Origin of the sequence: Janthinobacterium sp. FW305-128, from assembly GCF_020858135.1 — a bacterium.
Lineage (GTDB): Bacteria > Pseudomonadota > Gammaproteobacteria > Burkholderiales > Burkholderiaceae_D > Janthinobacterium.
On record NZ_JACYMK010000013.1, the window covers coordinates 166,261 to 183,927 of the forward strand.

The 17,667-nt window shown below is 62.1% G+C and carries 22 protein-coding genes; all 22 read right to left on the reverse strand.

Features of this window, described 5'->3' with window-relative positions; all coding sequences use genetic code 11:
* Nucleotides 1–80: 80 nt before the first annotated feature.
* Nucleotides 81–452 (reverse strand): histidine triad nucleotide-binding protein, encoded by a 372-nt coding sequence (locus tag IGS60_RS24715; RefSeq protein WP_070313395.1) that lies wholly within the window; start codon nucleotides 450–452, stop codon nucleotides 81–83.
* Between the two features lie 15 nt (nucleotides 453–467).
* Nucleotides 468–839, reverse strand: a complete 372-nt coding sequence (locus IGS60_RS24720; protein ID WP_034753849.1) for a phosphoribosyl-ATP diphosphatase — start codon at nucleotides 837–839, stop codon at nucleotides 468–470.
* Nucleotides 836–1,273 (reverse strand): phosphoribosyl-AMP cyclohydrolase, encoded by a 438-nt coding sequence (hisI, locus tag IGS60_RS24725; protein ID WP_070219635.1) that lies wholly within the window; start codon nucleotides 1,271–1,273, stop codon nucleotides 836–838. Before hisI ends, IGS60_RS24720 begins: the two co-directional genes overlap by 4 nt.
* 35 nt (nucleotides 1,274–1,308) lie before the next feature.
* Nucleotides 1,309–2,070, reverse strand: coding sequence for an imidazole glycerol phosphate synthase subunit HisF (gene hisF, locus IGS60_RS24730; RefSeq protein ID WP_070219637.1), 762 nt, complete (start codon nucleotides 2,068–2,070; stop codon nucleotides 1,309–1,311).
* 60 nt (nucleotides 2,071–2,130) lie between these two features.
* Nucleotides 2,131–2,904 (reverse strand): 1-(5-phosphoribosyl)-5-[(5-phosphoribosylamino)methylideneamino]imidazole-4-carboxamide isomerase, encoded by a 774-nt coding sequence (hisA, locus tag IGS60_RS24735; RefSeq protein ID WP_070219639.1) that lies wholly within the window; start codon nucleotides 2,902–2,904, stop codon nucleotides 2,131–2,133.
* 55 nt (nucleotides 2,905–2,959) lie between these two features.
* Entirely contained in the window at nucleotides 2,960–3,598 is a 639-nt protein-coding gene (hisH, locus tag IGS60_RS24740; protein WP_071650181.1) for an imidazole glycerol phosphate synthase subunit HisH, read from the reverse strand.
* Between the two features lie 38 nt (nucleotides 3,599–3,636).
* Entirely contained in the window at nucleotides 3,637–4,227 is a 591-nt protein-coding gene (hisB, locus tag IGS60_RS24745) for an imidazoleglycerol-phosphate dehydratase HisB (RefSeq protein WP_010402123.1), read from the reverse strand.
* Nucleotides 4,228–4,246: 19 nt separating this feature from the next.
* A complete protein-coding gene (hisC, locus tag IGS60_RS24750) occupies nucleotides 4,247–5,341 on the reverse strand; it encodes a histidinol-phosphate transaminase (protein WP_230506484.1) in 1,095 nt (364 codons plus the stop codon).
* A gap of 33 nt (nucleotides 5,342–5,374) precedes the next feature.
* Nucleotides 5,375–6,304 carry a site-specific DNA-methyltransferase gene (locus tag IGS60_RS24755; protein WP_230506510.1) on the reverse strand — a complete coding sequence of 310 codons (930 nt, stop codon included), beginning with the start codon at nucleotides 6,302–6,304 and terminating at the stop codon, nucleotides 5,375–5,377.
* Nucleotides 6,305–6,309: 5 nt separating this feature from the next.
* Nucleotides 6,310–7,635 carry a histidinol dehydrogenase gene (gene hisD, locus IGS60_RS24760; RefSeq protein WP_070219644.1) on the reverse strand — a complete coding sequence of 442 codons (1,326 nt, stop codon included), beginning with the start codon at nucleotides 7,633–7,635 and terminating at the stop codon, nucleotides 6,310–6,312.
* A gap of 26 nt (nucleotides 7,636–7,661) precedes the next feature.
* Complete coding sequence (gene hisG, locus IGS60_RS24765; protein WP_070219646.1) at nucleotides 7,662–8,330, reverse strand: ATP phosphoribosyltransferase; 669 nt, start codon at nucleotides 8,328–8,330, stop codon at nucleotides 7,662–7,664.
* A gap of 12 nt (nucleotides 8,331–8,342) precedes the next feature.
* On the reverse strand, nucleotides 8,343–9,593 hold the full coding sequence (gene murA, locus IGS60_RS24770) for a UDP-N-acetylglucosamine 1-carboxyvinyltransferase (RefSeq protein WP_070290314.1): 1,251 nt from the start codon (nucleotides 9,591–9,593) through the stop codon (nucleotides 8,343–8,345).
* Between the two features lie 4 nt (nucleotides 9,594–9,597).
* Nucleotides 9,598–9,834 (reverse strand): BolA family protein, encoded by a 237-nt coding sequence (locus tag IGS60_RS24775; protein ID WP_034753824.1) that lies wholly within the window; start codon nucleotides 9,832–9,834, stop codon nucleotides 9,598–9,600.
* Nucleotides 9,835–9,880: 46 nt separating this feature from the next.
* A complete protein-coding gene (locus tag IGS60_RS24780) occupies nucleotides 9,881–10,642 on the reverse strand; it encodes an ABC transporter permease (protein WP_071074993.1) in 762 nt (253 codons plus the stop codon).
* Nucleotides 10,639–11,556 (reverse strand): ABC transporter ATP-binding protein, encoded by a 918-nt coding sequence (locus tag IGS60_RS24785; RefSeq protein ID WP_230506485.1) that lies wholly within the window; start codon nucleotides 11,554–11,556, stop codon nucleotides 10,639–10,641. Before IGS60_RS24785 ends, IGS60_RS24780 begins: the two co-directional genes overlap by 4 nt.
* 211 nt (nucleotides 11,557–11,767) lie before the next feature.
* Entirely contained in the window at nucleotides 11,768–12,115 is a 348-nt protein-coding gene (locus tag IGS60_RS24790) for a lipid asymmetry maintenance protein MlaB (RefSeq protein WP_034753819.1), read from the reverse strand.
* Nucleotides 12,116–12,167: 52 nt separating this feature from the next.
* Nucleotides 12,168–12,803, reverse strand: a complete 636-nt coding sequence (locus IGS60_RS24795) for a phospholipid-binding protein MlaC (RefSeq protein ID WP_230506486.1) — start codon at nucleotides 12,801–12,803, stop codon at nucleotides 12,168–12,170.
* A 72-nt stretch (nucleotides 12,804–12,875) separates the two neighbouring features.
* On the reverse strand, nucleotides 12,876–13,757 hold the full coding sequence (locus IGS60_RS24800) for a VacJ family lipoprotein (RefSeq protein ID WP_070219658.1): 882 nt from the start codon (nucleotides 13,755–13,757) through the stop codon (nucleotides 12,876–12,878).
* Nucleotides 13,754–14,224, reverse strand: a complete 471-nt coding sequence (mlaD, locus tag IGS60_RS24805) for an outer membrane lipid asymmetry maintenance protein MlaD (protein ID WP_070219660.1) — start codon at nucleotides 14,222–14,224, stop codon at nucleotides 13,754–13,756. Before mlaD ends, IGS60_RS24800 begins: the two co-directional genes overlap by 4 nt.
* An 80-nt stretch (nucleotides 14,225–14,304) precedes the next feature.
* A complete protein-coding gene (gene mlaE, locus IGS60_RS24810) occupies nucleotides 14,305–15,087 on the reverse strand; it encodes a lipid asymmetry maintenance ABC transporter permease subunit MlaE (protein ID WP_070219663.1) in 783 nt (260 codons plus the stop codon).
* Nucleotides 15,084–15,893, reverse strand: a complete 810-nt coding sequence (locus tag IGS60_RS24815; RefSeq protein ID WP_070219703.1) for an ABC transporter ATP-binding protein — start codon at nucleotides 15,891–15,893, stop codon at nucleotides 15,084–15,086. Before IGS60_RS24815 ends, mlaE begins: the two co-directional genes overlap by 4 nt.
* 259 nt (nucleotides 15,894–16,152) lie before the next feature.
* Nucleotides 16,153–17,616, reverse strand: a complete 1,464-nt coding sequence (locus tag IGS60_RS24820) for a glutamate synthase subunit beta (RefSeq protein WP_070219665.1) — start codon at nucleotides 17,614–17,616, stop codon at nucleotides 16,153–16,155.
* Nucleotides 17,617–17,667 lie beyond the last annotated feature (51 nt).

Consider the following 17,667-nt stretch of genomic DNA (forward strand, 5'->3'; position numbering starts at 1 on the left):
CACATTCTCCTTGCGGGACGGTGCCCGAATAGCGTCAACCAATGCCGGTAGTATACACGCGAACCCGGCGCACGGCGAAATCAGTGCTGGCCGCGCCAGGGACGGGGACCGCCGTACACATGCATGTGCAGGTGATACACCTCTTGCCCACCGTTCGGGCCGCTGTTGATCATGGTCTTGAAGCCGCCGGCAGGCGTGCCATCGGCGTCATAGCTGACGGCGCAACCAAATTCGGCGGCGAGTTTCGGCGCCAGGCGCAGCAGCTTGCCCAGTATTTCCGTATGGCTGTCGTCGCAATCGGACAGGCTGGCCACGTGGCGCTTCGGGATCAACAGCAGATGCACGGGGGCGGCCGGGTTGATGTCCTTGAAGGCCAGCAAGTCGTCATCCTCATACACGATGGTCGAGGGAATTTGTTTTGCAGCAATCTTGCAGAAAATACAGTTATCCACGCACGCTCCAGTAGGTCAGTGTTTGTCTGTTTCGCCGGCGTCGCGCAGCTCGTCCTTGCGCGCCGCCTTTTCCTCGAGGCCGGACAGGCCTTCGCGGCGCGCCAGCTCGTCGAGCACCTGCTGCGGCGTCAGGTCGAACTGCGCCAGCATCACCAGCGAGTGAAACCACAGGTCGGCGCATTCGTACAAGACCTTGGACGGGTCGTTGTCGCGGCGCGCATCCTTGGCGGCCATCACCGTTTCCGTCGCTTCCTCGCCGATTTTTTTCAAAATGGCATCATCGCCCTTGGCAAACAGGCGCGCGACATACGAGGTGGCGGGGTCGCCGCCATTGGCCAGCTTGCGCGATTCGATCACGGCGGCCAGGCGTTTTAACGTTTCACTCATTTGCTCTTGCTTTCCGCATAAATCGTCTCAGGGTCTTTCAGGACGGGGTCGGTGATCTGCCATTCGCCCGTTTTCTCGTCGCCTTCGAACTTCTGGAAGAAGCAAGAATGGCGACCCGTATGGCAGGCGATGCCGCCCGCTTGCTCGATTTTCAGCAAGACCACGTCTTCGTCGCAATCGAGGCGGATTTCCAGCACCTTTTGCGTGTGACCCGATTCTTCGCCCTTGTGCCACAGTTTCTTGCGCGAACGGCTCCAGTATACGGCTTCGCCCAGCTCCACCGTGCGCGCAAGCGCGTCGCGGTTCATCCAGGCGAACATCAGCACGTCATTGCTGCCCGCTTCCTGCGCGATCACGGGCACCAGGCCGTGCTCGTCCCATTTGACCTTTTTCAGCCACTTGGCATTGCTTGCTACGATGGTTCCGTTCTGCATGTTCTTCTATCCCGCTGATATTGACTTGCTTGTCTTTACGCCAGGCGCATGGGGATGCCCTGCTGCGCCATGAAGCGCTTGGCTTCCTGCACCGTGTGCTGGCCATAGTGGAAGATGCTGGCGGCCAGCACGGCGTCCGCCCGGCCCACCTTGATGCCGTCGACCAGGTCTTGCAAGCCGCCCACGCCGCCCGAGGCGATCACGGGAATGCTGACGGCATCGGACACGCCGCGCGTCAGGCCCAGGTCGAAGCCCACCTTGGTGCCGTCGCGGTCCATGCTGGTGAGCAAGATTTCACCGGCGCCCAGGCTTTCCATTTTACGCGCCCATTCGAACGCGTCCAGGCCCGTGGCCGTGCGTCCGCCATGGGTAAACACTTCCCACTTGCCGGGCGACACCTGCTTGGCGTCGATGGCGACGACGATGCATTGCGAACCGTGCTTTTGCGATGCCTCAAACACCAGCTGGGGGTTCGTCACGGCCGAGGTGTTGATGCTGACCTTGTCGGCGCCCGCATTGAGCAGCCGGCGCACGTCTTCCACCACGCGCACGCCGCCGCCCACGGTCAGCGGAATGAACACTTGCGACGCCACCGCTTCGATGATGTCGAAGATCAGGCCGCGGTTGTCGCTCGAAGCGGTAATGTCGAGGAAAGTGATTTCGTCGGCGCCCTGCTCGTCATAGCGGCGGGCGATTTCCACGGGATCGCCCGCGTCGCGCAATTCCGTGAAATTGACGCCTTTGACGACGCGGCCATTGGTCACGTCGAGGCAGGGGATGATACGTTTTGCAAGCATGATGGGTTCCAGATTGTCGCCAGGTCAGAACGCGCGCAGGCGCGTCCCGGCCGGGCAGGCTTAAACGGCGGCGTCGGTCAGTTCGTCGGCGCGTTCCTGCGCTTGCGCCAGGTCGATCGTGCCTTCATAGATGGAACGGCCGCAGATCACGCCTTCGATGCCTTCGGCCTGAACCGCGCACAGCGCTTCCACGTCGCCGATGTTGTGCAGGCCGCCCGAGGCGATGACGGGGATCTTGACGGCTTGCGCCAGCTTGACGGTGGCTTCGATATTGATGCCGCCCATCATGCCGTCGCGGCCGATGTCCGTGTAGATGATCGACTCGACGCCGTAGGCTTCGAATTTTTTCGCCAGGTCGATCACTTCGTGGCCCGACATCTTGCTCCAGCCATCGGTTGCCACTTTGCCATCCTTGGCATCGAGGCCGACGATGATGTGGCCCGGGAAGGCGCCGCAGGCGTCGTGCAGGAAGCCGGGGCTTTTCACGGCCGCCGTGCCGATGATGATGTAGGTGATGCCGGCGTCGAGGTAGCGCTCGATGGTGTCGAGGTCGCGGATGCCGCCGCCCAGCTGCACGGGGATTTCCTCGATGTCGTTTTCCACGGCGAAATCTTGCACGGCCTTCAGGATGGCTTTCACGGCGCCTTCGTTCTTCGGCTTGCCGGCAAAGGCGCCGTTCAGGTCGACCAGGTGCAGCCGGCGCGCGCCCTGCATCAGCCAATGGCGGGCCATCTCGGCCGGGTCTTCGGAAAATACGGTGGCAAGTTCCATATCGCCTTGTTTCAGGCGTACGCAGTGACCGTCTTTCAGGTCGATGGCGGGAATAAGCAGCATGGTCAGTGTGATTTAAAAGTGAGTGAGAGGCGGAAAAAAAGCCGGAGAGCCAACGTTAAGGTTGCCAGTGAACGAAGTTCTTGTACAGCTGCAAGCCAGCGGCAGCACTTTTTTCAGGGTGGAACTGTGTCGCGAAAATATTATCACGGGCGACGGCGCAGGCGAACGGCGCGCCATAGACAGTCTCGCCCACCGTGTGCGCTGCCTCTTGAGGTTGAGCAAAATAGCTGTGCACAAAGTAAAAATACGCGTTGTCGGCGATGCCATCCCACATGACATGGGACGCCGTTTGCCGCACTTGGTTCCAGCCCATTTGCGGCACCTTGAAGCGCGAGCCGTCTTCCTGCACCTGGCCGTCGAGCTGGAAACGCACGACTTTGCCTGGCAGCAAGCCCAAACCGGCCGCGTCGCCCTCTTCGCTGCCGTCGAACAGCATTTGCTCGCCGATGCACACGCCCAGCACGGGCTTGCTGTCGGCGGCGCGCAGCAGCGCCTCCAATACGCCCGATTCGCGCAGACTGCGCATGCAGTCAGGCATGGCGCCCTGGCCCGGCAGGACGATGCGGTCGGCGCTGTCGATGTCGGCAGCGACACCGGAAATGCGCACATCGGCGTCCGGCGCCACGGCACGCAACGCCTGCGCTACCGAGCGCAAATTGCCCATGCCGTAATCCACCACCACAATTTTATTCATGTTTGATCCCGGAATCTACAATATAGCGAGAGCGGCGCTTACAGGCTGCCCTTGGTCGATGGAATGATGCCGGCCGCGCGCTCGTCGAGCTCGGCAGCCATGCGCAGCGCGCGGCCAAAGGCCTTGAACACGGTTTCGCACTGATGGTGGGCATTCGTGCCACGCAGGTTATCGATATGCAAGGTCACGCCCGCGTGGTTGACGAAGCCGCGGAAAAATTCCAGCGTCAGGTCGACGTCGAAGCCGGCGATCATGGCGCGCGTAAACGGGATGTGGTATTCGATGCCAGGGCGGCCCGAGAAATCGAGCACCACGCGCGACAGCGCCTCGTCCAGCGGCACGTAGGCGTGGCCATAGCGGCGGATGCCCTTCTTGTCGCCGATGGCCTTGGCCACGGCCATGCCCAGCGTAATACCCACGTCTTCCACCGTATGGTGGTTGTCGATATGCACGTCGCCCGTCGCTTCGATATCGAGGTCGATCAAGCCATGGCGGGCGATCTGGTCCAGCATGTGGTCGAGGAAGGGCACGCCGGTATTGAGCTTTTGCTGGCCCGTGCCGTCCAGGTTGAGGGCGACGCGAACTTGCGTCTCATTGGTGTTGCGCGTGATTTCTGCGGTGCGGTTCATGGGAGGCTCTGGCGGTAGGCTAAACGAGGGATGCCTTGAAGGCATCGTAAAAAAGGGAATTTTCTTCCGGGGTGCTGACGCTGATGCGCAGGCAATTGGCCAGCGCAGCATGCATTTTACTCATATTTTTAATTAAAACCCTGCGGGCAAGCAGTTTTGCGCAAACATCGTCGGAATCCGCCACACGAATCAGAAGAAAATTTGCCTTCGAGGGAAATACCGTCACGCCCGGCAGTTCCGCCAGGCGCAGCGCCAGCGCGTCACGCGCGCTATTGAGCAGATCCGCCTGCGCATTGAGCACGTCGAGGTGCTCAAGCGCGAATTCGGCCGCCGCCTGCGTCAGCACATTGACATTGTACGGCGGACGCACTTTCTCGAACTGCGCCAGCAAGGCCGGCGCGGCCGACATGTAGCCGAGGCGGATGCCGGCCAGGCCCAGTTTCGACACGGTGCGCATCACCACCAGGTTTTCATATTCGGGCAGGCGGCCCATGAAGCTGCGCTGCGCGAACGGCTCGTAGGCTTCGTCGACGACGGCGATGCCCGTGTCGCCCAGGGCGGCGAGGAGGCCTTCGATATCGGCAGTGGCAAACAGGTTGCCCGTCGGGTTGTTCGGATAGGCGAGGAAAACCAGCGCCGGGCGGTGCGCTTCGATGGCCGCCAGCATGGCCGGCATGTCCAGGCTGAAGTCCGGGTTCAACGGCACGCCGACGAAATCCATGCCGGCAAACTGCGCCGAGCGCGCATACATGACGAAGGCCGGCACGGGCGCCAGCAGCACGGCGCGCTGGCCCGGCGCCTGGCGGGCGCAGGCCATGGCCAGGATGGAAATCAGTTCATCGGAGCCGTTGCCCAGCATGACGTCGTAACCGGCGGGCACGCCCAGTTTGGCGCAGATGGCCGCCTGCAGGCTGGCGTACGACGGCGGATAGCGGTTCAGCGCCACGCCGGCCAGGCGCGCGCCCAGTTCCTCGCGCAGATGCTGCGGCAGCGGATACGGGTTTTCCATCGCATCGAGCTTGATGTAACCGCTGGCATCGGCTACCTGGTAGCTCTTGACGGCCCGCACATCGGCGCGCACGGTGTTGCTGATTAACTGATCGAGGAAAGACATGCTGCAAACACTCCTGATGAAATGAGATGGAGACTAAATGACGACGTCTTCCGGCACGCTGGCGCTGCGCGCCTTGCGGGCCGGCGCTTTTTTCACGGCGGGCGGCTTTTTCGCCGCCGCAGGCTTCTTGACCGCCGCCGGCTTTTTCGCCGCCTTGGCGGGCTTGGCCGCGGGCGATGTGGCCGGTTCGGCCAGCTCCTGCGCGAGGGCCGCCAATCGCTGTTCGATGATGGCGCAGTAGTCGGGATTGAGTTCAAAACCGACGAAATCGCGCCCGCAGCGCTTGGCCGCCAGGGCCGTGGTGCCGCTGCCCATGAACAGGTCGAGCACCACGCCGCCGGGCGGGCACGACGCCTTGACCATGCGCTCGATGATTTCCAGCGGCTTTTGGGTCGGGTGGTCGGCCCGTTCCGGGTGCTCCTTGTGCAGGCGCGACACGCTCCACAAGTCTTTCGGGTTGTAGCCCACTTCCAGCCATTTGGCGCCGATGAAGATCGAGCGCGAACGGGCTTTCTTGGTGGCCGCGTCGTAGGCGATGCGCACCGCGTCAAGGTCGAAGTAGTAATCCTTGCGCTTGACGAAGAAGCCGATGGTGTCGTGCACCGATGAAAAGCTGCGCACGCTGCCGCCCATGGACGGCACGCGGCGATCCCAGATGATTTCATTCATCATCGCCATGCGCTGTTTCAGCATGACGAAGATCTCCGGCGAATAGCGCCAGGTGAGGAAGATATACAGGCTGCCGTTGGCTTTGAGCTTGGGCAGCGCCGAATCGATCCACTGTTCCGTCCAGCGCAGGTAGTCGGCCACCGACTGCTGGTCCGAGGCATTGCCGTAATCCTTGCCCAGGTTGTACGGCGGATCCGTCAGGATCAGGTCCACCGAGCCATCGGGAATGCGCGCCAGCCCCGCCAGCGCATCTTCGCAATAGACCCGGTTGACCCAGTCCGGCCGCTCCGCCATATTCGTCATGGCTGCGGCTTCAGACGCAGTTCGGCGCTGCGCGCGTGCGCCTGCAAGCCTTCGCCATACGCCAGCGTGGCGGCGACACGGCCCAGGGTTTGCGCGCCCGCCTCGCTTACGTGAATGATGGACGAACGCTTCTGGAAGTCGTACACACCCAGCGGCGACGAGAAGCGCGCCGTGCGCGAGGTCGGCAGCACGTGATTGGGACCGCAGCAATAGTCGCCCAGCGATTCGGACGAAAAGCGGCCCAGGAACATGGCGCCCGCGTGACGGATCTGCTCGGCCCACTGCTGCGGGTTGTCCGCCGAGATTTCCAGGTGCTCGGCCGCGATGGCATTGGCGATCTCGCACGCCTCTTGCATGCTGCGCACCTTGATCAGCGCGCCGCGGTCGGCCAGCGAAGTGCTGATGGTGGCCTGGCGCGGCATCGTCGGCAGCAGCCTGGCGATGCTCTCTTCCACTTTCGCGATGTAGGCCGCGTCGGGGCACAGCAGGATCGCCTGCGCCAGTTCGTCGTGCTCGGCCTGCGAAAACAGGTCCATCGCGACCCAGTCCGGGTCCGTCGTGCCGTCGCACAGCACGAGGATTTCGGAAGGCCCCGCGATCATGTCGATGCCGACGATGCCGAACACGCGGCGCTTGGCGGCCGCCACATAGGCGTTGCCGGGGCCGACGATCTTGTCGACAGCGGCGATCGTCTGCGTGCCGTAGGCCAGCGCGCCGACGGCTTGCGCGCCGCCGATGGTGATCACGCGCGTCACGCCGGCAATCGCGGCGGCGGCCAGCACCATCTGGTTTTTCACCCCATCGGGCGTCGGCACCACCATGATGATCTCGCCCACGCCCGCCACGTGCGCGGGAATGGCGTTCATCAGCACGGACGACGGATACGCTGCCTTGCCGCCCGGGACGTAGATGCCGACCCGGTCCAGCGGCGTGATTTTTTGCCCCAGCACCGTGCCATCGGGCTCGGTGTAAGTAAAACCGCGCAATTCCTCGCGCTGGCGTTCGTGGAAGGCGCGGATGCGCTGGGCGGCGATCTGCAGCGCCTCGCGCTGGGCCGACGGCAGGCCGTTCAGGGCCGCCTGCAGTTCGGCTTGCGAAATATCGAAGGCCGCCATTTCCGCCGCGCCGCCATGCGGGATGCGGTCGAAACGGTTGGTGTATTCCAGGACGGCGGCGTCGCCGCGCGTTTTCACGTCGGCCAGGATTTTTGCGACCGACGTTTCAATCGCTGCATCGGTGCCCGCCTCGAACGCCAGCAAGGTGTCGAGCGATTGTTGGAAACCTTCCTGGCTTGAATCGAGCTTGCGTATCTGTATCGGCATAATCGGCTTTCTGCTACTGAATGTGTCTAGGCTTGCGAGGCGCGTTCAAACGCCTCGATAATCGGCTGCAAGCGCTCGCGCTTGAGCTTTAATGCCGCCTGGTTAACCACCAGGCGCGACGAAATTTCCATGATGTGCTCGACCTCGACGAGGTTGTTTGCGCGCAAAGTGCTGCCCGTGCTGACCAGGTCGACGATGGCGTCGGACAAGCCGACCAACGGCGCCAGCTCCATCGAGCCATACAGCTTGATCAGGTCGACGTGCACGCCCTTGGCGGCGAAATGCTCGCGCGCCGTGTGCACGAATTTGGTGGCCACGCGCAAGCGCGCGCCCTGGTGCACGGCCTTTTCATAGTCGAAACCGGCCTGCACCGCCACCGACATGCGGCAAGAAGCGATATTCAGGTCGATCGGCTGGTACAGGCCTTCGCCGCCGTGTTCCAGCAGCACGTCCTTGCCCGCCACGCCGAAATCGGCCGCGCCGTACTGCACGTAGGTCGGTACGTCGCTGGCGCGCACGATGATGACGCGCACGTTCGGATCGTTGGTGGCCAAAATCAGCTTGCGCGAGGTCTCCGGGTTTTCCAGCACCTTGATGCCGGCCGCTTCCAGCAGCGGCATGGTGTCTTCAAAAATGCGGCCCTTCGAGAGCGCCAGGATCAGCTGGGAGCTGTCGCCGTTGTTCGATCCGTTCATGCTCGTTCCTTGTTATTTAATACGTACGATGTTCGCGCCGACGGCCGACAATTTGACTTCCATGCGGTCGTAGCCGCGGTCGAGGTGATAGATGCGGTCGATCAGCGTTTCGCCGTCGGCGGCCAGGGCCGCGATCACCAGCGAGGCCGAAGCGCGCAGGTCGGTCGCCATCACGGGCGCGCCGCGCAGCTGCTTGACGCCGGCGATGATGGCCGTGTTGCCCTCGATGGTGATGTCGGCGCCCAGGCGGTTCATTTCCTGCACGTGCATGTAGCGGTTCTCGAAAATCGTCTCGGTGACGCGGCTGGCGCCGTTGGCGATGGTGTTGACGGCCATGAACTGCGCCTGCATGTCGGTCGGGAAGCCCGGGTATTCCGTCGTGCGGAAGCTGACGGGGTTCGGACGGGCCGACATCTCGGCGCGGATCCAGTCGGCGCCGAAGGTCATCGTCAGGCCCATGGCGCGCAGCTTGTCGAGCGCCGCGTCGAGAATGTCGGTGCGCACGTTGCGCAGGGTGATGTCGCCGCCGGTGGCCGCCACGGCGCACAGGAAGGTACCCGTTTCGATACGGTCGGCGATCACCGCGTGCGAGGCGCCGTGCAGCGCGTCGACGCCCTGGATCACCAGGCGGCTGGTGCCGATGCCGTCGATCTTCGCGCCCATGGCCACCAGCAGGTGCGCCAGGTCGGTCACTTCCGGTTCGCAGGCGGCGTTTTCCAGGATGGTCTCGCCTTCGGCCAGGGTCGCGGCCATCAGCAGGTTCTCGGTGCCGGTGACGGTGATCATGTCGGTGACGATGCGCGCGCCCTTGAGCTTGGCGCACTTGGCGTAGATGTAACCGGCCTCGATGCGGATCTCGGCGCCCAGCGCTTCCAGGCCCTTGATGTGCTGGTCGACGGGGCGCGAACCGATGGCGCAGCCGCCTGGCAGCGAGACCTTGGCTTCGCCGAAGCGCGCCAGCATGGGGCCCAGCACGAGGATCGAGGCGCGCATGGTTTTCACCAGTTCATACGGCGCTTCCAGGGTGTCGATGGCGCTGCCGTTGAGAACGACGCGGTCGCCGTCCTGCTGCACTTTCAGGCCCGTCTGACCCAGCAATTTGAGCATGGTGGCCACGTCGTGCAAATGCGGCACGTTCGTCAGGTCCAGGTCGCCCGCGGTCAGCAGGCCCGCGCACAGGATGGGCAGGGCGGCGTTTTTCGCGCCGGAGATGGCGATGTCGCCGTTCAGGCGGTTGCCGCCGTTGATGAGGAGCTTGTCCATGTGCTTATCCTTGGAATTCTTCAGGTGTCAGGGTTTTCATCGACAGCGCGTGGATTTCTTCGCGCATGCGGTCGCCCAGCGCCGCGTAGACGATCTGGTGGCGCTGGATCAGGCGCTTGCCGGCGAATGCGGGCGAGACGATCACGGCCTGGAAGTGCTGGCCGTCGCCCTCCACTTCGAGGTGCGTGCATTCGAGGCCGGCTGACAGGTAGCCGTGGATCAGTTCTGGAGTGGTGGTCACGATAAGTCCTTGATATTGAATAATGTAGTGATGTGATGTGCCGTAATCAATGGCGCAAACGATAGCCGCTTTTCAGCAGGCGGATCGACGCCAGCGCCAGGATCACGAGGAAGCCGGCGACGATGGAAAGACTGATCCAGGGGCTGACGTCGGACACGCCGAAGAAGCCGTAGCGGAAGCCGTCGATCATGTAGAAGAAGGGGTTCAGGTGCGATACCGTCTGCCAGAATGGCGGCAGCGAGTGGATCGAGTAGAACACGCCCGACAAAAAGGTGGCCGGCATGATCAAAAAGTTCTGGAAGGCGGCCAGCTGGTCGAATTTCTCGGCCCAGATGCCGGCGATCAGGCCCATGGTGCCCAGCATGGCGGCGCCGAGAAACGCGAAGATGACGATCCACAGCGGCGCGACAAACGACAGGTCGGCGAACCAGCAAGTGATGGCAAACACGCCAAAGCCCACGGCCAGGCCGCGCGCGACGGAAGCGAGTACATACGCCGAGAAGATTTCCCAGTGCGACAGGGGCGTGAGCAGCACGAACACCAGGTTGCCTGTGATCTTCGACTGGATCAGCGAGGACGAGGAATTGGCAAACGCGTTTTGCAGCACGCTCATCATCACCAGGCCGGGAATCAGGAAGGCCGTGTAGCTGACGCCGGGGCTCGGCTCGACGCGGCCGTCGAGCACATGGCCGAACACCAGCAGGTACAGCATCGACGTGAGCACAGGTGCGGCCACGGTTTGCGTCGCCACTTTCCAGAAGCGCAGCGTCTCTTTGTAGACGAGGGTGCGAAATCCTGTCGAAATCATACGGTACCTTTATCCATGATCTGCAAGAAGATATCTTCCAGGTCGGCTTGTTGCAATTGCATTTCATCGATCTCGACGCCCGCTTCGCGCAGGCGGGCGAGGATTTTCTCGACTTCGCTGTATTCGTTGACGCGCAGGCTGAACTTGTTCGGCGCCTGCTGTTCTTCCGGGTGCAGCACCAGGTGCCGCAGGTCGGCCGGCAGGCTGCCGTTTTTCAGGTGCACCTGCAGCTGCGAGCCGGCGATGCGGCGGATCAGGGCCGACATGGTGTCGAGCGCCACCACCTTGCCGGTCTTCAGCATGGCCACGCGCTGGCACATGGCTTGCGCCTCTTCCAGGTAGTGGGTGGTCAGCACGACCGTGTGGCCGCCTTCGCGGTTCAGGCGCGAGATGAACTTCCACAGGGTCTGGCGCAGTTCCACGTCGACGCCGGCCGTCGGCTCATCGAGCACGATGACGGGCGGCTTGTGCACCAGCGCCTGGGCGACGAGCACGCGGCGCTTCATGCCGCCGGACAGCGCGCGCATATTCGTGTCGGCCTTGCCGGTCAGGTCGAGGTTTTCCATGACCTCGTCAATCCACTTGTCGTTGTTCGGCAGGCCGAAATAGCCGGACTGCAGGCGCAGGGTTTCGCGCACGGTGAAAAACGGGTCGAACACGAGTTCCTGCGGCACCACGCCCAAGTTGCGGCGCGCATTGCGGAAGTCCTTGACCACATCGTGGCCATGGATCTTGACGGTGCCAGCGTCGGGGCGTATCAGGCCGGCGATGATGGAAATGAGGGTGGTCTTGCCGGCGCCGTTGGGACCGAGCAGGCCAAAGAACTCGCCTTCTTCGATGGCCAGCGACACGCCGCCCAGCGCCTTGAGCGATTTATAGCTCTTTTCTACATTCGTTATTTGAATTGCGGTCATGTGCTTGTTTCAAGTGTAATGCGTCTGGTGTGATGCGCCAGTTGCCGGAGACATCCAGGCCGGCAGGCCGGTGCAGGGCGCCACCTTCAGGCGAGGACGGCGCAACAGTCAATTATAGTTGGAAAATTCGTGGAACACTTGGAGATCAATCCGGCGGCGCTGCTGGCCTGCCGGCTTGAAAGCTACTGCTGATGCGGGGAGTGGGACAGGATCAATGATGATGCAGGTCGGACGGGCTGCGTTCGGCGTGGCCGCCGGCGCTGGCGCAGTCGTCGGCCGTCAACGTGCTCGAGACGAGCGAGCAGACGCCATACAGCTTGGTGAGGTTTTTCAGGTTGTTCGGCAGGTTTTTCAGCTCCAGCACGGCGCCCGCATCCTGCGCGGCGCGCTGCCACGTCAGCATGACGGACACGGCAGCCGAATCGACGGCCTTGACGTTGCGCAAGTCGAACTTGGTCTGACCCGAGCGGATGGCGTCCAGACCCTGCTCCAATGCCGAAGTGGCATTGTGCACGGTCAGGGAAGTCAGGGACTGCAAGGTGTCGAGAGAGTCGGGCATGGCGTCGGGCTGCGCTGGTCTGGAGCTGGGTCTGGAGCTATATGATAGCCGATTATTTGGCTTTGGCAGCGGGACGGCTGGCCAGGGCCTTGTTTTTTGCCTGCAAGGTCTTGATCAGGCCATCGATGCCGCCCTTGCTGATCTCGCTGGCGAAGCTGCTTTTGTACGTTTCCACCAGCCACGCGCCCAGCACGTTGATGTCATAGATCTTCCAGCCGGACGGGGTTTTCGCCACGCGGTAGTTCAGGGGCACGGGTTCGCCGCGCGCCACGTTGACCTGCGAACGCACTTCCACTTCCGTGTCAGCCGGGTCGGCGCGCAGCGGCTTGAATTCCACGGTTTCGTTCTTGATCTGCGACAGGGCGCCCGAGTACGTATAGATCAGCAGGGTGCGGAATTCCGCGGCCAGCTGCTTTTGCTGGTCCGGCGTGGCGTCGCGCCAGAAGCGGCCGGCGGCCAGGGCCGTCATACGCTGGAAATCCACGTAAGGCAGGATTTTGCTTTCCACCAACTCGGTGACGCGCTTGATATCGCCAGCCTGGATGGCCTTGTCGTTCTTGGCCGTGTCGATCACATCCTGGCTGATGCGCTTGACCAAGACGTCCGGCGCTTCGACAGCAGGAGCGGCCTGGGCGGCGGTGGCAAAGGCGATGGTCGCCATCGCCAGCAGTTGTTTCATCAATTTCATGGTTCTACCTTTCATGGTGTTGCTATGCACCGGCTGGCGTTGATCGCAGCCGTGGTGTTTCTGTACCGGAGTTTACTCCTGGGGCCTGGCCTCGGAAGCAACGGTATTGCTACCAGATGTTACGAGGTCCGCTGGCGCCACCTCGGCGGCGGCCGTGGCCGCAGGCGCGTCATTGGCAACTTGCGGTTTTGCCTCGTACTCCGGCTCGTAATCGCTGCTGTCGTTTTTTGGCACTTTGCGGTCGCGGCGGTCCGTATCGCCGTCGAAAACCTTGCTTTCACGCGCTTGCAGGAAGCCGTCGCGGATGAATTCATAACGGTCCAGCGCGGCCGCTTCCATCAGGTTGGTCGCGTCGAGCAGCGCGGCGCGCTTGTCGACCACGCGCGTCACCGTGCCGATATTGCGTACATTGACGGGATCCTTGTAGCGCCATGGGTCGCCCGCGATATCGAGCGGCAAGGCCACCGTGTCGCGCACGGTCGATGGGCCCAGCAGCGGCAGCATCACGTACGGACCCGACTGGACGCCGTACCAGCCCAGGGTCTGGCCAAAGTCTTCGTTATGCTTGGGAATGCCGGCCTGCGACGCGATGTCGATCAGGCCGAGGATGCCGAAGGTCGAGTTCATGCTGACGCGCACGACGTCTTGCAAGCCCGCCTCACCCTTGCCTTGCAGCAAGTTGTTCACGGCACTCCACACATCGGCCAGGTTGCCGAAGAAGTTGCCCACGCCCGTTTGCACGAACGACGGCGTCACCGTCTTGTAGGCCGTGGCGACCGGTTTCAGCGCCACCTGGTCGACGGTATCGTTAAACTTGAACATCGCGCGGTTATACCCTTCCAGCGGGTCGCGCGGATTGGTGCCGGTGGCGCAAGCGCTCACGCTGGCGGCGATGGCCATGGCCAGGCCGATACGCGCCAGGCTGCCTTGGGGTTTCTTGGTCGACTCGCTCATTTGCTGTCCTTTCCTTCCGCTGCCTTGCTGTAGATGAACTGATTGATCAGGTCTTCCAGCACTGTGGCCGATTGAGTACGGGCGATCTTGTCGCCCTCTGCCAGGTTCGCCAAATCGCCGCCTGCTTCCAGGCCGATATATTGCTCACCCAGCAAACCGGCCGTCAAAATCTTGGCCGAGCTGTCTTTCGGAAATTTGTAGCCATCTTCGATATCGAGTTTCACCAGCGCCTGATACGTCTTGTCGTCAAAGCGGATCTCCGCCACGCGCCCCACCACCACGCCAGCGCCCTTGACGGGCGCCTGCGGCTTGAGGCCGCCAATATTGTCGAACTTGGCCGTAATGGTATACGTCTTGCTGAAAGACAGCGAGCTCATATTGCCGGCCTTGAGCGCCAAAAACATCAATGCCGCCACACCCAGCAAGACGAACAAGCCGACCCAGACATCCAAAGATTTACGTTGCATAAACAATCCTAAATAATTTTTACTTGCCGCCACCTGCGCAGAACACTGCCCAGGCCGATAATTTTGTCGCCTATCGGCAATTACTTGCTAAACATCAACGCCGTCATCATGAAATCGAGCCACCACACCATCAACGACGAAATGACCACCGTGCGCGTGGTGGCGCCGGACACGTCTTCCGGCGTCGGCTGCGCCTGGTAACCCTGGAACAGCGCAATGAAGGTCACCGCGATGCCGAACACCAGGCTCTTGATGGTGCCGTTGCCAACTTCTTTCCAGACATCCACGCCGCCTTGCATCTGCGACCAGAACGAGCCTTCATCGACGCCGATCAGCACCACGCCGACCAGGTAGCTGCCGATGATGCCGACGGCCGTGAAGATGGCGCCCAGGATCGGCATGGCGATCACGCCGGCCCAGAAACGGGGCGCCAGCACGCGCTGGATCGGGTTGACGGCCATCATTTCCATGGCCGACAGTTGCTCGCCCGCCTTCATCAGGCCGATTTCCGCCGTCAGCGAGGTGCCGGCGCGGCCGGCGAACAGCAGCGCCGTGACGACAGGGCCCAGTTCGCGCGTCAGCGACAGCGCCACCAGCAAGCCCAGCGACTGCTCGGCGCCATACGTGGTCAAGGTGTAATAGCCTTGCAAACCCAGCACCATGCCGACAAACAGGCCGGAGACGGCGGTAATCACCAGCGAGCGGTTACCGATAAAAAACAGTTGCTCGATCACCAGGCGCGGACGGCGCCACAGGCCGCCCGACGAGGCGATGATGATAAAGAACGAACGCACGGCAAAGCCGAGGTCTTGTACCGAATTGCGCAACCATGCTCCGATCGACGCGAGGAAACGCGCGATCATCGGCCCGCTCCCGCATGCAGGCCCAGGTCGTCGGCCAGCGACTTGCCCGGGTAATGGAACGGCACGGGGCCATCGGCCTCGGCATTGACGAATTGCTTGACGTACGGATGCGTCGACACGGCCATCTCGGCCGGCGTGCCGTGCGCCACGATCTTGCCCGATGACAGAAAATAGACGTAATCAGCGATGGCGAAACACTCCTTCACATCGTGCGATACCAGGATAGACGTGGAGCCCAGCGCATCGTTCAAATTGCGGATCAAATTGGCCGTCACGCCCATGGAAATCGGGTCCAGGCCGGCGAAGGGCTCGTCGTACATGATCAGTTCAGGGTCGAGCGCGATGGCGCGCGCCAGCGCGACGCGGCGGCCCATGCCGCCAGAAATCTCGGCCGGCTTCAATTGCGCCGCATTGCGTAAACCCACGGCGTGCAGCTTCATCAGCACCAGGGTGCGGATCAGCTCTTCATTCAAGTCCGTGTGTTCGCGCAGGGGGAAGGCCACGTTTTCGAACGCCGTCAGGTCCGTAAACAGCGCGCCGTGCTGGAACAGCATGCCCATCTTGCGGCGCAGCTGATACAGCTCGTCGGTTCCCAGCGTATGCACGATCTGGCCGTCCACATTCACGGAACCGGAACTGGGGCGCAACTGCCCGCCGATCAGGCGCAGTACGGTCGTCTTGCCACTGCCGGAGCCACCCATGACGGCCACAACTTTTCCACGTGGGAAATCCATTTGAAGGCCCGATAAAATCGAACGTTCTCCATAGGCAAAGTGTAAATCACGGATCTCAACAAGATTTGGCACGACGAAGCTCACTATTTTAATGGCGTATTGTAGTGCAGAAACGCCAACCTCTGCTGAGACACCCCTTGGGACAGCCCCGTAAAGGGGAAGAATACAACACTAATGAATCGAAAGTCAGATATTGTAGTGGAAATTTGACCTGCGCATCGCGCCCCCATCCACCGGCGTTCATGGCCGTCCACTTGATAACTAAAATAACAAGGGCCACGCCGCAATCCGCGCCGTGGCCCTGTCAAAAAAACGAACAGTTGCTCGTTAATTAGCGTGGCAGCACGGATGCCCCCATCAGGAACTCATCGACGGCGCGCGCGCACTGGCGCCCTTCGCGGATGGCCCACACCACCAGCGACTGGCCACGGCGCATGTCGCCGGCCGCAAACACCTTGGCCACCGAGGTCTGGTAGCAGCCGGCGCCATCCGTTGTTGCCTTGACATTGCCGCGCGCATCCGTATCGACGCCGAACGCTTGCAACACTTGTTGTACTGGTGAAACAAAACCCATGGCCAGGAAGACCAGATCCGCCTTCATCTCGAATTCCGAGTTCGGCACTTCGCTCATCTTGCCGTCTTTCCATTCGACTCTGCAGGCGATCAGCTTTTCCACCTTGCCGCCCTTGCCTTCGAAACGCTTGGTGGCCACGGCCCAGTCGCGCTCGCAGCCTTCCTCGTGCGAGGACGAGGTGCGCAGCTTGGTCGGCCAGTACGGCCAGACCAGCGGCTTGTTTTCCTGTTCCGGCGGCTGCGGCATCAGTTCGAACTGGGCCACCGAGGCGGCGCCGTGGCGGTTCGAGGTGCCGACACAGTCGGAACCCGTGTCGCCGCCGCCGATCACCACCACGTGCTTGCCCGTCGCCTTGATCTGGTCCTTGAGCTTGTCGCCCGCGTTGACCTTGTTTTGCAGCGGCAGGAAATCCATGGCGAAGTGCACGCCTTTCAATTCGCGGCCCGGCACGGGCAAGTCGCGCGGCTGCTCGGCGCCGCCGGCCATGATGACGGCGTCAAATTCTTTTTCCAGGTCTTCCGGGAAAATGGTTTCCTTGGCCCAGTTGTTGACGTTGGCAGGGAAATCCTTGCCGACCAGCACGCTGGTGCGGAAGACCACGCCTTCGGCTTCCATCTGTTTCACGCGCAGATCGATGTGCGATTTTTCCATCTTGAAGTCGGGGATGCCGTAACGCAGCAAGCCGCCGACCCGGTCGCTCTTTTCAAACACGGTGACGGCATGGCCGGCGCGCGCCAGCTGCTGCGCCGCCGCCAGGCCGGCAGGACCGGAGCCGACGATGGCTACTTTCTTGCCGGTGCTAAAACTCGCCGGCTGCGGCGTGACCCAGCCGTGCTCCCAGCCCATGTCGATGATTTTATGCTCGATCGACTTGATGCCGACCGGATCTTCATGGATACCCAGGGTACAGGCCGATTCGCACGGCGCCGGGCAGATGCGGCCCGTAAATTCCGGGAAGTTATTCGTCGAATGCAAGATATCGAGCGCTTCGCGGTAGGCGCCGCGGTATACCAGGTCATTCCAGTCGGGAATGATGTTATTCACGGGGCAACCCGTGGTGCAGAAGGGAATGCCGCAATCCATGCAGCGCGCACCCTGCACGGTCGCTTGCGCGTCCGACAGGTGCAAGACGAATTCCTTGTAGTTCTTCAGACGCGCGGCAGGCTCCAGATAGTGTTCGTCCTGGCGCTTGAATTCCATGAAGCCGGTAATTTTACCCACGATGTTTCCTTTGTATTTGGCTGGCGGGGAGCGGCATGGCCGCTCCCTGGT